We start from the raw sequence: 14,762 nt of genomic DNA, 5'->3' as shown, positions 1-14,762 counted from the left end.
CGACCCGGGCTGCATTCCCACGCAGAGCGTGGGAACGATCAAAGAATTCAGTCCACCTCACAAACAAAAAGGCCCTGATCTTTCGATCAGGGCCTTTTCATTTCCAGCGTCAGCGAAAATTACAGACCATTCTTGGCCTTGAACTCGCGACGACGACGGTGCAGCACCGGCTCGGTGTAGCCGTTCGGTTGCTTGGTGCCTTCGATGACCAGTTCGACCGCCGCCTGGAAGGCGATGTTGCTGTCGAAGTCCGGTGCCAGCGGGCGATACAGCGGGTCGTTGGCGTTCTGGCGGTCAACCACCGGCGCCATGCGCTTGAGGCTTTCCATCACTTGCTCTTGGCTGACGATACCGTGGCGCAGCCAGTTGGCGATGTGCTGGCTGGAGATACGCAGCGTCGCACGGTCTTCCATCAGGCCGACGTCATTGATATCCGGCACCTTCGAGCAACCCACGCCCTGGTCGATCCAGCGCACCACGTAACCGAGAATGCCCTGGGCGTTGTTGTCCAGTTCGTTCTTGATCTGCTCTGGCGTCCAGTTCGGGTTCACTGCCAGTGGAATGGTCAGGATGTCATCCACCGAGGCGCGCGCACGTTTGGCCAGTTCGGCCTGACGCGCAAACACGTCAACCTTGTGGTAGTGCAGCGCGTGCAGCGCAGCGGCAGTCGGCGATGGCACCCAGGCAGTGTTGGCGCCGGCCAGCGGGTGAGCGATTTTCTGCTCAAGCATCGCGGCCATGAGGTCCGGCATCGCCCACATGCCTTTACCGATTTGCGCACGACCTTGCAGGCCAGTGCTCAGACCGATATCGACGTTCCAGTTCTCGTAGGCGCCGATCCACTTCTCGGTCTTCATGTCCGCCTTGCGCACGACAGGGCCGGCTTCCATGGAGGTGTGGATTTCGTCGCCTGTGCGGTCGAGGAAACCGGTGTTGATGAACACCACACGCTCGCTGGCCGCCTTGATGCAAGCCTTGAGGTTGACCGTGGTGCGGCGCTCCTCGTCCATGATCCCGACTTTCAGGGTGTTGCGCGGCAGGCGCAGGACGTCTTCGATGCGCCCGAACAGCTCGTTGGTGAACGCCGCTTCTTCCGGGCCGTGCATTTTCGGTTTGACGATGTACACCGAACCGGTGCGGGTATTGCGCCGCGAGGTGTTGCCGTTGAGGTTGTGCATTGCTGCCAGGCAAGTCACCAGACCGTCGAGAATGCCTTCCGGCACTTCGTTGCCTTGGCTGTCGAGGATCGCATCAATGGTCATCAGATGGCCGACGTTGCGCACGAACAACAGCGAACGACCGTGCAGGGTCACTTCTCCGCCATTGGGCGCGGTGTAGGTGCGATCCGGGTTCATGGTGCGGGTAAAGGTCTGGCCGCCCTTGGACACGGATTCCGCGAGGTCGCCCTTCATCAGGCCGAGCCAGTTGCGGTAGATCACCACTTTGTCGTCGGCATCAACGGCGGCCACGGAGTCTTCGCAGTCCATGATCGTGGTCAGCGCCGCTTCCATGAGGATGTCTTTGACGCCGGCGGCGTCGGTCTGGCCGACCGGGGTGCTGGCGTCGATCTGGATTTCGAAGTGCAGGCCGTTGTGCTTGAGCAGCACCGCGATCGGCGCGTTGGCGTCGCCCTGGAAGCCGATCAACTGAGCGTCATCGCGCAGGCCGCTGTTGCTGCCGCCCTTCAGAGTGACGACCAGTTTGCCGTCAGCGATTTTGTAGCCGGTCGAATCGACGTGGGAGCCAGCGGCCAGTGGTGCGGCTTCATCGAGGAAGGCACGGGCGAAAGCGATGACTTTGTCGCCACGCACCTTGTTGTAGCCTTTGCCTTTTTCCGCGCCGCCGTCTTCGCTGATCGCGTCGGTGCCGTAGAGGGCGTCGTACAGCGAACCCCAGCGGGCGTTCGAGGCGTTGAGCGCGAAGCGCGCATTCATTACTGGCACCACCAATTGCGGGCCGGCGGTGCGGGCGATTTCATCGTCGACGTTTTGCGTCGTCGCCTGGAAATCAGCCGCTTCTGGCAGCAGATAACCGATCTCTTGCAGGAAAGCTTTGTAGGCCACGGCGTCGTGCGCCTGGCCGGCATGCTGCTGATGCCAGGCATCGATGCGCGCCTGGAAATCATCGCGTTTGGCGAGTAGGGCTTTGTTCTTCGGCGCCAGGTCGTGAATGACCTTGTCGGCACCTTCCCAGAATTGTTCGGCGGTGAGGCCGGTACCGGGAATGGCTTCGTTGTTCACGAAGTCGAACAGGACTTTGGCGACCTGCAGGCCACCGACTTGAACGTGTTCAGTCATTGCTTGCCTCACTCTGCTCAGCTATTTCGCTTTTCAGCTCGTCAATTTAACAATGAAGCTTCTGGCCATTTAAACCACAAACCTGCGGACCAGTACATGCCATTGCTGGCGGCTGGGCTAGGACCAATCAACGGCTTGGAGGCCTTGCTGACGGGGCTTTCAGGGTTGCGAAGGGCCTTGGGCAGACATCGATCCAGCGTTATGTAGTGCGCGCTGCGGCATACTACATGATGAGTTGCGCTTGTGAAAATCAGACTAATTACGTCGTTCTGCGACCTCATGACGCATTGCGGTCACGTCGCGGAACGGGATGTTCTCAAAAAAGCATTGGATTGTTCCAGCTAAATATCGAAAGTTGTACACATAATTACTGTGGGCCTGCTAAGGAGCAATTTGGGTGTAACGATTTGTGGCGAGGGGATTTATCCCCGTTGAGTGGCGAAGCCGCCCCCTGCGGTCCGGCTGGCAGACCCAATTGGCAGGACTCACGACTGCTGCGCAGCCGGACGGGGATAAATCCCCTCGCCACAGGTCATCATCTGCCAACACTGGGTCAGGCTGAATCAATCCGCTTGCCTATACTTGCCCTTCGATAACAAAAGTCATGACAAGAGGGCTGCGCCATGGACCATCTCGTACTCACCGTTTTCGCCCCGGACAAGCCCGGGCAGGTCGAGCGCATCGCCCAATGCATTGCCGAGCACGGCGGCAACTGGCTGGAAAGCCGCATGTCACGCATGGCCGGGCAGTTCGCCGGGATTCTGCGCGTGGGTGTGCCGGCGGAGGCTTACGACGAACTGGTCGATGCCCTGCAAGCGCTGTCGGCCCATGGCATTCGGGTACTGATTGCCGAAAGCGGAGTGGAGCAGTCCTGCACGTGGAAACCGATCGCTATGGAACTGGTCGGCAATGACCGACCGGGTATCGTCCGCGATATCACTCGGCTGTTGAGCGAGCAGGGTGTGAACCTGGAGCGACTGGTAACTGAGGTGCGCCCGGCGCCGATGAGCAGCGAGCCGCTGTTTCACGCCGAGGCGATTCTGGCGGTGCCACTCACCTTGTCCCTCGACGTTCTGCAGGCGCGCCTGGAAACCCTGGCCGATGATCTGATGGTCGAATTGGTGTTACGCACAGAGGTTTAAACGTTCACAGGGTTATTCAGGTTTAACGTGCACCTGCCTGTGGATAACCTGTAGAGACAGGGCGCCACGCCACGCCGGCCGTGGCTTTGCGCAGGTTGATCAAAAAACCGCCAGCATTCAGTGACTTGCGCACAAACGGCGGGGATCACGCTGTGGATAAGCTTGGGAAGGAACGATGCAGGCCGCGAGAACCGTGGCCTGTAGAGGTTTGTGCGTTTTTTGATCAGGCGCGCCGGCGCAAACTTATCCACGCATCAACGCTATAGACCGCCAGACCGGCCCAGATAAACATGAACGCGACCAGCGTGCTGGACGACAAATGCTCGCCAAACAGCAGCACGGCTTGCAGCAACACCAGTGTCGGCGCGATGTATTGCAGGAAGCCGATGGTGGTGTAGGGCAAGTGGCGGGTGGCGGCGTTGAAACACACCAGCGGCACCAGCGTCACCGGGCCGGCGGCCACCAGCCACCAGGCTTCGGAGGTGGTCCAGAAGGCCGGCTGCACACTCGTTGCACTCTGATTGAACAGCAACCACCCGATCGCAATCGGCACCAGCATCCAGGTTTCCACCACCAGCCCCGGCAACGCCTTGACCGGCGCCTGCTTGCGGATCAGGCCGTAGAAACCGAAGGTCAGCGCCAGCGCCAGCGACACCCACGGCAGACTGCCGACCTGCCACACCTGCTGCGCCACACCGATGGCAGCCAGCCCGACCGCGACCCACTGCATGCGCCGCAGCCGCTCGCCGAGAAGCACCATGCCCAACAGCACGTTGACCAGCGGATTGATGTAGTAACCCAGACTCGCCTCGAGCATGCGACCGTTGTTCACCGACCACACGTAGGTCAGCCAGTTGGCCGCGATCAGCGTGCCGCTCAGAGCCAGAATCGCCAGGCGCTTGGGATTGTCGAGCAACTCGCGCAGCCAGCCCGGGTGTTTCCACACCATCAGCAGCATCGCACCGAACAGCGCCGACCACAGCACCCGGTGGATGATGATCTCGACGGCCGGGACTTCGGCGATGGCTTTGAAATAGATCGGGAACAGGCCCCAGATGATGTAGGCGCTCAGGCCCAGAATGTACCCGCGACGCGGGTTGGCGGCTTGCATGCAGAATCCTTGCTCAGGCAGCTGACAAAGGAGGGATTGTAAGGAAGTTTGTCCGCGAATGTCGTAGACCAATGTTCATGGAATTGTGAACACCGATCCTGTGGGAGCGAGCAGGCTCGCTCCCACAGGTTTCAGATTTGAATCAGAAGAGTTTCAGCGGTTCTTCATTCAGTGCCGCCAACTGTTCACGCAACGCCAGCACCTGGTCGCCCCAATACCGCTCCGTGCCAAACCACGGAAAGCTGTGCGGGAATGCCGGGTCGTCCCAGCGCCGCGCCAGCCAGGCGCTGTAGTGCATCAGGCGCAGGGCGCGCAACGGTTCGATCAGCGCCAGTTCGCGCGGGTCGAAATCATGGAATTCGTTGTAGCCGTCCATCAATTCCGATAGCTGCCCGAGACATTCCTGGCGATCGCCGGCAAGCATCATCCAGATGTCCTGCACCGCCGGGCCCATGCGGCAGTCGTCGAGGTCGACGATGTGGAACATCTCGTCGCGGCACATCATGTTGCCGGGGTGACAGTCGCCGTGCATGCGGATGTTCTGGTGCGGCGTGGCAGCGTAGACATCTTCGACGCGTTTGAGCAGGTCGCGGGCAACCGACTCGTAAGCCGGCAGCAGGCTCTTGGGAATGAAATTGCCTTCGAGCAGGGTGTTCAGCGAGGCATGGCCGAAGTTCTGCACGGCGAGGGCTTCGCGGTGCTCGAACGGCTTGGTGCCGCCCACCGCATGCATGCGCCCGAGCAACTGGCCGAGGCGATACAGTTGATCAAGATTGCCCGGCTCCGGCGCCCGACCACCACGACGCGGGAACAGGGTGAAGCGGAAGCCGGCGTGCTCATGCAGGGTTTCGCCGTTATGGATCAGCGGCGCTACCACCGGGATGTCGATGTCGGCCAGTTCGAAGGTGAACTGGTGCTCTTCGAGGATGGCCTCGTTGGTCCAGCGCTGCGGACGATAGAACTTGGCAATCAACGGCTCGGAGTCTTCGATACCGACCTGATACACACGGTTTTCGTAGCTGTTGAGCGCCAGGATGCGCGCGTCGCTGAGAAAGCCGATGCTTTCAACGGCATCCAGGACGAGATCGGGGGTGAGGGTTTCAAACGGGTGGGCCATGCTGACTCCTGCGCGCAGCAGGCTGCTGCGTCCGGCTCGGCATGGTAGCGCAGATGGCAGCGCGAAGGGTGTTGGTGTCTGCCCGGGCCTCTTCGCGAGCAGGCTCGCTCCCACCTTGGAATACGATTCCCTGTGGGAGCGAGCCTGCTCGCGAAAGCGGTTTATCAGGCGCCGACAACCCCGCCGTCTTCGCGAGTAATCGCCATCACCGAAGACCTTGGCTTGCCATTGGGCAGATGCTCGGGGAAGGTCGAACCGCCGTTCTCTCCGGGATGCTGAATCCCGACAAACAGGGTTTTCTGATCCGGCGAGAAGCTGATCCCGGTCACTTCGCAACCCACCGGCCCGACCATGAAACGGCGAATTTCACCCGTCGCAGGATCGGCGCAGAGCATCTGGTTGTTGCCCATCCCGGCGAAGTCGCCAGCGTTGCTCGAGTCGCCGTCGGTGAGAATCCACAGGCGTCCGGCCTTGTCGAAACCCAGACCGTCGGGGCTGTTGAACATGTTCTGCGGGGTAATGTTGGATGAGCCACCTTTCGGCGTCCCGGCATGCACGCCCGGATTGCCGGCGACCACAAACAGATCCCAGGCAAACGTCTTCGAGGCGTGATCGTTGCGGTCGGTACGCCAGCGCAGAATCTGCCCGTAGACGTTCTTCTCGCGCGGGTTCGGCCCGCCCACCGGTTGCCCGTCTTCACCGCGCTTGGCGTTGTTGGTCAGGGTGCAATAAACCTGGCCGTCCTTGGGGCTGACGACGATCCACTCCGGGCGGTCCATGCGTGTTGCGCCAACCACACTGGCGGCAAGGCGCGCGTGGATCAGCACTTCGGCCTGATCGGCAAACCCGCTGCTGGCGTCGATGCCGTTCTTGCCGTGGGTCAGTTCGATCCACTGGCCCTGGCCTTTCGGGTGATCAGGGTTGCCGTCGCCGGCATCGAATTTGGCTACATACAACGTGCCGTGATCGAGAATGTCGCGGTTGGCCTTCTGGTTGCGATGGTTGATGCGATCGCGGCTGACGAATTTGTAGATGAACTCGCCACGCTCATCGTCGCCCATGTACACCACAGCGCGACCATCGTCGGTCTCGGCCAGCGCGGCGTTTTCATGTTTGAAGCGGCCCAGCGCGGTGCGTTTGACCGGAGTCGATTGCGGATCGAATGGATCGATCTCGACCACCCAGCCGTGACGGTTGAGCTCGTTAGGGTTCTTGGCCATGTCGAAGCGCGGGTCGTGCGGGTGCCAGTTGATGTCTTTGCTGCTGGCGACAACGCCGTAGCGCTTTTGCGCGGCATCGAACTGCTGCTGGGCGTTGCTGCTGCCGAAGCAGTCGGTGAAGTTTTCTTCGCAGGTCAGGTAGGTGCCCCACGGTGTCTTGCCGTTGGCGCAGTTCTGGAAGGTGCCGAGGACTTTTTTGCCGTGCTTGTCGGCGGCGGTTTTCATCAAGTCGTGGCCGCGGGCCGGACCGCTGATGCGCAGCGGCGAGTTGCCGTGGATGCGGCGGTTGTAGCGCGAGCCCTGGACGAATTGCCACTGGCCGTTCTTGCGCTGCACTTCGATCACCGACACGCCTTCGCAGGCCAATGCCTTGCGCACGTCTTCAGCCGACTGCGGCATGCCGCCATGCGGATATAGATAGCGATAGTTGGTGTATTCGTTGTTGATCGCCATCAGCGCGCGGTTCTTGTCGTCCGGGAAGGCGAACAGGCTCATGCCGTCATTGTTGTCGCCGAACTGCACTTCCTGTGCGGCAGCGGTGCCGTTACCGCTCGGATCGAAGGCCGGGCCGTTCTTGTGCAACGGCTGGCCCCAACTGATCAGCACCGAAGATTTGTAGCCCTTGGGCAGGCTGATGGCGTCGGTGGTCGCCGCCGGAATGCTCTCGAAACCGAGCAGACGGCTGTTGCCGGCGCTGACGCTGGCGGCCATGACGCTGCGGCTCAGCAGGTTGCCGCCGAGGAACATCGCCGCGCCGCACAAGGCACCGGCGCTGATGAAACCGCGACGGCTGAGGCCGACCATTTTTTCCAGATCAGTGGATTGGTTTTCTTCTAATAGGCTCACATCAGGCTCCCTGCTTGGTTATGGGCAACACCTTAATGCGGGTCGATGACGCTTTTGTGGCAGGGACAAATCAGAGCGGCGTGCCGATCAGCACGTTGGACGGCGCGCATTGCACCTGCACCGCAGACCCCACGGCGAGTTGCTGGTTGCGCAAGTGCAGCGGTTCGGCCAAGGCGCAAAGTGTCTGGCCGTTGGGCAGGGAAATGCGCACCTCGCTGGGACCGTCCTCGGCATCGAGGATGGCTTCGATGGTGCCGCGCAGGACATTGTGTCCGGGCGTGGCCGGCTGATCGGTGCCGAGCAGTTCAAGCCAGCCAGCCTTGATCAGCGCCATCACTTCGGTACCGATCTGCAATTCCAGATGCACGGTGCTGTCGTGGGTGATCTGTGCCTCCAGAGCAATGCCTTCGGCCAGTTCGAGGCGGATCAGATCGTTGCGCCCCTGCGCCTGAATGGCCGCGACCGTGCCGTGCAGCTGATTGCGCGCGCTGGTCCTGAGCATCAGCCGCCCGAGCAGGTCGAGATCACTGGCGTCTTCGGCCGCTTCCAAAACCTGCGCCTGCAACGCCTGCAATTTCTGATACAGGCGCAGCACCCGCTCGCCCTCACTGGACAATCTGGCGCCGCCGCCGCCCTTGCCGCCCACCACGCGCTCGACCAAGGGTTTCTGCGCGAGATTGTTCAACTCATCGATCGCATCCCATGCCGCCTTGTAACTGAGCCCCGCGCTCTTCGCCGCTCGGGTGATCGAGCCTTGCTCGGCGATGTGTTGCAGCAGGGCAATGCGCTGCGGGCGGCGGACGATGTGCTGGGAGAGCAGGGTGGGCAGGGACATGGCAGAACGCTTCTGGCTCGGGCGATGAGAGGGACGTTGGCCACTTGCAACGCATGAGTCAAGCCTGACGCAAAGCCCCCTGTGGGAGCGAGCCTGCTCGCGAAAGCGGTCTGACCAACAACATCTTTGTTGAATGTGACACCGATTCGCGAGCAGGCTCGCTCCCACCTGAGATCTGTATTCGCTTCAGGTACTGGGCTTCGGCGTCCGGGCCAGGCAATACACATCAACCCGCGCCGCACCTGCATTCATCAACAACCGCGCCAGCGCTTGAGCGGTCGCGCCCGTGGTCAGAACATCATCCACCAGCGCGAAATGGCGGCCGCTTAGCTCTGCATCAGGCGTCAGCGCAAAGGCATTGCGCAAATTGCGCTTGCGCGCCTTGGCGTCGAGATCCTGCTGGGCGTCAGTGTCCATGACTCGCCGCAGCAGCTGTTCTTCACACGGCAAATCCAGCGACACACTCAGCCAGCGCGCGAGCATCGCCGCTTGATTGAATCCTCGCCGACGCAGTCGTTTATTCGCCAACGGCACCGGTAGCAACACATCGGGTCGCGACAAGTCTTCGGCGAAGCGATGCTGCAGGTATTGGCCGAGAACGTCGGCGAGCAGGTGACCAAACGGCCATTTCGCGTTGTGTTTAAAGCGTGTAATCAGACTGTCCACGGGGAAGCCATAAACCCAGGGCACGGCGACCTGCTCGAAAGCCGGAGGCTCTAGCAGGCACTCGCCGCAAGTCAGGCCATCCGCCCCCAACGGCAAAGCGCAGCTCTGACAATGGCTGCCGAGCCAGGGCAATTCGGTTTCGCAGGCCTCGCACATTGGCATTTGTGCTTCTGCGGGCTCATCGCACAGCAAACAGGTCTGTACGTTTTTTAAACAGATGTAAACCTGTCCTTGGTATTGCGGTTGACAGCGCATCGCTCTTCCTTAAATATGCCGAACATCCGTGTAGCGCCTGTGGATATTCCATTTTCCCCGGCGCCAGCCAAGCATAACCAAGGAATTGCCCATGAGCGCGAGCACCACTGCCACCCTGCGTCACGATTGGTCTCTGGCCGAAGTCAAAGCACTCTTCGTACAGCCATTCAACGACTTGCTGTTCCAGGCGCAAACGGTGCACCGCGCACATTTCAACGCCAACCGCGTGCAGGTCTCGACACTGCTGTCGATCAAGACGGGCGCCTGCCCGGAAGACTGCAAGTACTGCCCGCAGTCCGGGCACTACAACACCGGTCTGGAAAAAGAAAAACTGATGGAAGTGCAAAAGGTCCTCGAAGAAGCGGCCCGCGCCAAAGCCATCGGTTCGACGCGGTTCTGCATGGGCGCGGCGTGGAAACATCCGTCGGCCAAAGACATGCCGTATGTGTTGAAGATGGTTGAAGGGGTGAAAGCCCTCGGCCTGGAAACCTGCATGACCCTCGGCCGTCTCGATCAGGAGCAGACCGAGGCGCTGGCCAAGGCCGGTCTCGATTACTACAACCACAACCTCGACACCTCGCCGGAGTTCTACGGCAGCATCATCACCACCCGCACTTACAGCGAGCGTCTGCAGACGCTGGCCTATGTACGCGAGTCGGGGATGAAAATCTGCTCCGGCGGCATTCTCGGCATGGGCGAATCGCTGGACGATCGCGCCAATCTGCTGATCCAGCTGGCCAACCTGCCGGAGCACCCGGAATCGGTGCCGATCAACATGCTGGTGAAAGTCGCCGGCACGCCGCTGGAAAACGCCGAAGACATCGACCCGTTCGACTTCATCCGCATGCTCGCCGTGGCGCGTATCCTCATGCCGCAATCCCACGTGCGCCTGTCCGCCGGTCGCGAAGCGATGAACGAGCAGATGCAGGCCCTGGCTTTTTTCGCCGGCGCCAACTCGATTTTCTACGGCGACAAATTGCTCACCACCGCCAACCCGCAGGCGGACAAGGACATGCAATTGTTCGCGCGCCTCGGTATCCAGCCAGAAGCTCGCGAAGAGCACGCGGATGAGGTGCACCAAGCGGCGATCGAGCAGGCGCTAGTGGAGCAGAAGAGCAGCGAGCAGTTCTATAACGCTGCCATCTGACCATCGCTGGAAATGCAAAACCCTGTAGGAGCTGCGAAAGGCTGCGATCTTTTGACTTTGACTTTCTAAAACAAGATCAAAAGATCGCAGCCTTCGGCAGCTCCGACCCAGTCATTTGTCCGATGTGAGGCCTGCATGTCTTTCGATCTCGCCGCACGCCTTGCTGCCCGTCGTGCCGACAACCTTTATCGCCAGCGCCCGCTGCTCGAATCGCCGCAAGGGCCGGAAGTGGTGGTGGACGGCCAGCCGCTACTCGCTTTCTGCAACAACGACTATCTGGGCCTGGCCAATCATCCGCAGGTGATCGAAGCCTGGCGCGCCGGCGCTGAACGTTGGGGTGTCGGCGGTGGCGCGTCCCATCTGGTGATCGGCCACAGCAGCCCGCATCACGCGCTGGAAGAAGCGCTCGCCGATCTGACCGGACGCCCACGTGCGCTGCTGTTCACCACCGGCTACATGGCCAACCTCGGTGCGGTCACCGCGCTGGTCGGGCAGGGCGATACCGTGCTCGAAGACCGGCTCAATCATGCCTCGTTGCTGGACGCGGGCCTGTTGTCCGGCGCGCGTTTCAACCGCTATCTGCACAACGACGCCGAAAGCTTGGGCAAACGCCTGGAGAAAGCCACTGGCAATACACTGGTGGTGACCGATGGCGTATTCAGCATGGACGGTGACATCGCCGACCTGCCGGCGCTGGCCCGCGCGGCCAAGGTCAAAGGCGCGTGGCTGATGGTTGACGATGCCCACGGCTTCGGCCCGTTGGGCGCCAACGGTGGCGGCATCGTCGAGCATTTCGGCCTGAGCCAGGACGATGTGCCGGTGCTGGTCGGCACTCTCGGTAAAGCCTTCGGCACCGCCGGGGCCTTTGTCGCCGGCAGCGAAGAGTTGATCGAAAGCCTGATCCAGTTCGCCCGCCCGTATATCTACACCACCAGCCAACCACCGGCGCTTGCCTGCGCGACGCTGAAAAGCCTCGAGCTGTTGCGCAGCGAACACTGGCGCCGTGAACACTTGCAGACGCTGATTCGCCAGTTCCGCCACGGCGCCGAGCAGATCGGGCTGGAGCTGATGGACAGCTTCACGCCGATCCAGCCGATCATGATCGGCGATGCCGGCCGCGCCGTGCGGTTGTCGCAGATGCTGCGCGAGCGCGGGCTGATGGTGACCGCAATTCGCCCACCGACCGTGCCTGCCGGGAGCGCGCGCCTTCGCGTGACGCTGACCGCCGCCCACAGCGAGGCGCAGGTGCAACTGTTGCTGGAAGGGTTGGCAGATTGTTTCGCCCGATTGTCATTGGAGCCAGGCCATGCGTAATCGTCTGATTCTGCTGCCCGGCTGGGGCCTCGGCGTGTCGCCGCTGGAACCGCTGGCCGCAGCATTGCGTGGCCTCGACGAACATCTGCAAGTCGAGATCGAACCGCTGCCGGAGCTGGACTCCGCTGACCTTGAAGACTGGCTCGACGAACTCGATGCGCGCATTCCACAGGAAGTCTGGCTCGGTGGCTGGTCGCTGGGCGGCATGCTCGCGTCTGAGTTGGCGGCACGACGCGGTGAGGCGTGCTGCGGGGTGCTGACGTTAGCGAGCAATCCTGCGTTTGTCGCCCATGAACAGTGGTCGAGCGCGATGCCCGGCGAGACTTTCGATGCGTTTCTTGCCGGTTGCCAGGCCGATCCGCGTACCACGCTCAAGCGCTTCGCTCTGCTATGTGCGCAAGGTTCACCAGACTCGCGTGGCTTGTCGCGCTTGCTGCTCGGTGGCGCGCCGGCAACCGCGCCGGCCGTGCTGATGGCGGGTCTGGAGCTCCTTGCGCAACTGGACACACGCCAAGCGTTGCTGGGGTTTCGCGGCCCGCAGTTTCATCTGTTCGGCGGACAGGATGCGCTGGTCCCGGCGGAAGCGGCCGGCGCATTGTTCGCGCTGTTGCCGGATATCGAAATTGGTCTGATCGAACAGGCCAGCCATGCTTTTCTGCTGGAAGACCCGCACGGAGTCGCGGGCGCGATCCAGGCTTTTCTTCATGAGTGCGCTGATGACTGACCTGTCCCTTGTGCTGCCTGGGGGCTTGCCCGACAAGCGTCAGGTGGCGGCGTCTTTTTCCCGTGCTGCGGCCAGTTACGACAGCGTCGCCGAGTTTCAGCGTGACGTCGGCACGCGGCTGCTTGAGCGTTTGCCTGGGAGTTTCATGCCGTCGCGGTGGCTTGATCTCGGTTGCGGCACCGGCTATTTCACCCGGGCGCTGGCCTCGCGTTTCACCCAGGGCAGCGGTGTCGCGCTGGACATTGCCGAGGGCATGCTCAATCACGCACGGCCGTTGGGTGGCGCTGAGCATTTCATTGCTGGCGATGCCGAACGGCTGCCGTTGCAGGATGCGAGCGTCGATCTGATTTTCTCCAGTCTCGCTGTGCAGTGGTGCTCCGACTTCGAGGCGGTGCTCAGCGAAGCCTTACGCGTGCTTAAACCGGGCGGGATTTTTGCATTTGCTAGTCTGTGTACAGGGACGCTGTACGAATTGCGGGAGAGTTGGCAGCAGGTCGACGGGTTGGTGCACGTCAATCGCTTCCGCGAGTTCGCCCGCTATGAACAGTTATGCGCCGGCAGTGGCATGCGCATTTTGACGCTGGAGAATCAGCCGCACGTGTTGCATTACCCGGATGTGCGCAGCCTGACTCATGAGCTGAAGGCGCTGGGCGCGCATAATCTGAATCCTGGGCGGCCGGGCGGTTTGACAGGACGGGCGCGGATTCTCGGGCTGATCGACGCGTATGAGCGGTTCCGTCAGGCGTCGGGGCTGCCGGCAACGTATCAGGTGGTGTACGCCGTGTTGGAGAAACCTCTATGAGCGCAGCCTATTTCATCACCGGTACCGACACCGATGTCGGCAAGACCACCGTCGCTGCCGGATTGCTCCATGCGGCGCGTTCGGCTGGCTTGAGCACGGCGGCAGGCAAACCGGTGGCATCGGGTTGCGACGTCACGCCCAAGGGCTTGCGTAATTCCGATGCCTTGGCGCTGCTGGCCGAATGTTCGTTGCCGCTGACTTATCAACAGGTCAACCCGGTGGCGTTCGAGCCAGCGATCGCTCCGCATCTGGCGGCGCGCGAAGCAGGTGTGGCGCTGACGGTGCAATCGCTGCTGGCGCCGATGCGCGGGATTCTGGCGATGAACGCTGATTTCACCCTGATCGAAGGCGCGGGCGGCTGGCGGGTGCCGTTGGCGGATCAGGACAATCTATCGGACCTGGCGATTGCGCTGAAGCTGCCGGTGATTCTGGTGGTGGGCGTGAGGCTTGGGTGCATCAGTCATGCGTTGCTGACCGCCGAGGCGATTGCCCGAGATGGCCTGCAATTGGCGGGGTGGGTGGCCAATATTATCGATCCGAAAACTTCGCGGCTGGAGGAAAACCTTGCGACCCTGGCCGAGCGCATTCCCGCGCCGTGCCTGGGGCGGGTGCCGAAACTCAAGGCGTTGAGCGCCGAAGCGGTGGCCGAGCATTTGCAACTGGATTTGCTCGATTAAGTTTCTCGCTATGAACAGGCACTGTGCCATTAGTGTTTTTGACGGGTGTTTTGCTGGCGCGTCTGCTTCAATGGCGAGCATTGATCCTTTGCAGGGATGAGAGTGACTATGGAAATCTCCGGCAACACAGCTTTTTATGCGGGGTTGAGCTCGATTCAGTCCGGGCAGAACCGCGTCGATCAGGCGGCCAGCCAGATCGCCAACAACACTATCGAACGTTCGGTGACCAGCCAGTCGTCCGGAGTGCAGGTCAATCGCCTGCGCGGTGTGGATCGCGCACAAGAATCGGATCTGACGAGCAATATCGTCGAGCTGTCGCAGGGCAAGATTCAGGCAGAGCTGGGTGTGAAGGTGGCCAAGGCGTCCGACGAAGTGCTCGGGACGATCATCGATACCTTCGCCTGATCGAACTTTTCGTAGACTCCGAAACGCCGCGCCTTGTCGCGGCGTTTTTCGTTTAAGTCCTTCTTGCTCAACTAATCTTTTTACAACGCCCGTGGCTTGAGTGAAGTCGCGGCGATTTCTCGTTTCCGGCATTTGGAGAGCGTGATGACGAACGGCAAAAGAACGATGCTTGACAAGATTTCGGCGTAAACGTATGTTTCAAAC

Annotated in this window: 13 protein-coding genes; 7 read left to right on the top strand and 6 right to left on the bottom strand. The window is 61.3% G+C overall.

All coding sequences use genetic code 11. From position 1 onward, the window contains the following. Positions 1-119: 119 nt before the first annotated feature. Positions 120-2,297: a malate synthase G gene (locus OK411_RS25710; RefSeq protein WP_264365864.1), complete on the bottom strand. Its 2,178-nt coding sequence runs from the start codon at positions 2,295-2,297 to the stop codon at positions 120-122. Positions 2,298-2,920: 623 nt separating this feature from the next. Here OK411_RS25710 and OK411_RS25705 point away from each other — a divergent pair. Then, complete coding sequence (locus OK411_RS25705; RefSeq protein ID WP_016772854.1) at positions 2,921-3,439, top strand: glycine cleavage system protein R; 519 nt, start codon at positions 2,921-2,923, stop codon at positions 3,437-3,439. Between the two features lie 223 nt (positions 3,440-3,662). Here OK411_RS25705 and rarD read toward each other — a convergent pair whose 3' ends face one another. The 5 genes from rarD to OK411_RS25680 form a co-directional block, all read right to left on the bottom strand. Beyond that, positions 3,663-4,550: an EamA family transporter RarD gene (rarD, locus tag OK411_RS25700; RefSeq protein ID WP_264365863.1), complete on the bottom strand. Its 888-nt coding sequence runs from the start codon at positions 4,548-4,550 to the stop codon at positions 3,663-3,665. A gap of 142 nt (positions 4,551-4,692) precedes the next feature. After that, the gene (locus OK411_RS25695) at positions 4,693-5,667 is read right to left on the bottom strand and encodes a serine/threonine protein kinase (protein ID WP_039757662.1); all 975 of its coding nucleotides are present in this window, start codon (positions 5,665-5,667) and stop codon (positions 4,693-4,695) included. Between the two features lie 164 nt (positions 5,668-5,831). Then, the gene (locus OK411_RS25690; protein WP_122612419.1) at positions 5,832-7,733 is read right to left on the bottom strand and encodes a PhoX family protein; all 1,902 of its coding nucleotides are present in this window, start codon (positions 7,731-7,733) and stop codon (positions 5,832-5,834) included. Positions 7,734-7,803: 70 nt separating this feature from the next. Beyond that, a complete protein-coding gene (locus OK411_RS25685; RefSeq protein ID WP_016772858.1) occupies positions 7,804-8,568 on the bottom strand; it encodes a TOBE domain-containing protein in 765 nt (254 codons plus the stop codon). A gap of 186 nt (positions 8,569-8,754) precedes the next feature. Next, the gene (locus tag OK411_RS25680) at positions 8,755-9,489 is read right to left on the bottom strand and encodes a ComF family protein (RefSeq protein WP_264365862.1); all 735 of its coding nucleotides are present in this window, start codon (positions 9,487-9,489) and stop codon (positions 8,755-8,757) included. 91 nt (positions 9,490-9,580) lie between these two features. On the opposite strand from OK411_RS25680, the gene bioB reads away from it, so the two are divergent. The 6 genes from bioB (at position 9,581) to OK411_RS25650 (ending at position 14,558) form a co-directional block, all read left to right on the top strand. After that, on the top strand, positions 9,581-10,636 hold the full coding sequence (gene bioB / locus OK411_RS25675; protein ID WP_056786610.1) for a biotin synthase BioB: 1,056 nt from the start codon (positions 9,581-9,583) through the stop codon (positions 10,634-10,636). 135 nt (positions 10,637-10,771) lie between these two features. Beyond that, positions 10,772-11,950, top strand: a complete 1,179-nt coding sequence (bioF, locus tag OK411_RS25670) for an 8-amino-7-oxononanoate synthase (protein WP_122612422.1) — start codon at positions 10,772-10,774, stop codon at positions 11,948-11,950. Next, a complete protein-coding gene (locus OK411_RS25665) occupies positions 11,943-12,674 on the top strand; it encodes an alpha/beta fold hydrolase (RefSeq protein ID WP_122612423.1) in 732 nt (243 codons plus the stop codon). The genes bioF and OK411_RS25665 overlap by 8 nt, the downstream gene beginning before the upstream one ends. Then, positions 12,667-13,476: a malonyl-ACP O-methyltransferase BioC gene (gene bioC / locus OK411_RS25660; protein ID WP_136493069.1), complete on the top strand. Its 810-nt coding sequence runs from the start codon at positions 12,667-12,669 to the stop codon at positions 13,474-13,476. Before OK411_RS25665 ends, bioC begins: the two co-directional genes overlap by 8 nt. Then, positions 13,473-14,153 carry a dethiobiotin synthase gene (bioD, locus tag OK411_RS25655; RefSeq protein ID WP_016772864.1) on the top strand — a complete coding sequence of 227 codons (681 nt, stop codon included), beginning with the start codon at positions 13,473-13,475 and terminating at the stop codon, positions 14,151-14,153. Before bioC ends, bioD begins: the two co-directional genes overlap by 4 nt. A gap of 108 nt (positions 14,154-14,261) precedes the next feature. Beyond that, positions 14,262-14,558: a pyrroloquinoline quinone biosynthesis protein PqqE gene (locus tag OK411_RS25650; protein WP_264365865.1), complete on the top strand. Its 297-nt coding sequence runs from the start codon at positions 14,262-14,264 to the stop codon at positions 14,556-14,558. The last annotated feature ends 204 nt before the right edge of the window (positions 14,559-14,762 follow it).

The organism is Pseudomonas sp. RG1 (assembly GCF_025910115.1).
GTDB lineage: Bacteria > Pseudomonadota > Gammaproteobacteria > Pseudomonadales > Pseudomonadaceae > Aquipseudomonas > Aquipseudomonas atacamensis.
This window is presented reverse-complemented; position numbering and strand designations above follow the sequence as displayed.

What these genes read in the sequence shown, in the direction of transcription:
- OK411_RS25685 (WP_016772858.1), bottom strand. Translation starts at nt 8,568, where the DNA reads ATGTCCCTGCCCACCCTGCTCTCCCAGCACATCGTCCGCCGCCCGCAG.
- bioB (WP_056786610.1), top strand. Translation starts at nt 9,581, where the DNA reads ATGAGCGCGAGCACCACTGCCACCCTGCGTCACGATTGGTCTCTGGCC.
- OK411_RS25680 (WP_264365862.1), bottom strand. Translation starts at nt 9,489, where the DNA reads ATGCGCTGTCAACCGCAATACCAAGGACAGGTTTACATCTGTTTAAAA.
- OK411_RS25710 (WP_264365864.1), bottom strand. Translation starts at nt 2,297, where the DNA reads ATGACTGAACACGTTCAAGTCGGTGGCCTGCAGGTCGCCAAAGTCCTG.
- OK411_RS25665 (WP_122612423.1), top strand. Translation starts at nt 11,943, where the DNA reads ATGCGTAATCGTCTGATTCTGCTGCCCGGCTGGGGCCTCGGCGTGTCG.
- bioF (WP_122612422.1), top strand. Translation starts at nt 10,772, where the DNA reads ATGTCTTTCGATCTCGCCGCACGCCTTGCTGCCCGTCGTGCCGACAAC.
- bioD (WP_016772864.1), top strand. Translation starts at nt 13,473, where the DNA reads ATGAGCGCAGCCTATTTCATCACCGGTACCGACACCGATGTCGGCAAG.
- rarD (WP_264365863.1), bottom strand. Translation starts at nt 4,550, where the DNA reads ATGCAAGCCGCCAACCCGCGTCGCGGGTACATTCTGGGCCTGAGCGCC.
- bioC (WP_136493069.1), top strand. Translation starts at nt 12,667, where the DNA reads ATGACTGACCTGTCCCTTGTGCTGCCTGGGGGCTTGCCCGACAAGCGT.
- OK411_RS25650 (WP_264365865.1), top strand. Translation starts at nt 14,262, where the DNA reads ATGGAAATCTCCGGCAACACAGCTTTTTATGCGGGGTTGAGCTCGATT.
- OK411_RS25705 (WP_016772854.1), top strand. Translation starts at nt 2,921, where the DNA reads ATGGACCATCTCGTACTCACCGTTTTCGCCCCGGACAAGCCCGGGCAG.
- OK411_RS25695 (WP_039757662.1), bottom strand. Translation starts at nt 5,667, where the DNA reads ATGGCCCACCCGTTTGAAACCCTCACCCCCGATCTCGTCCTGGATGCC.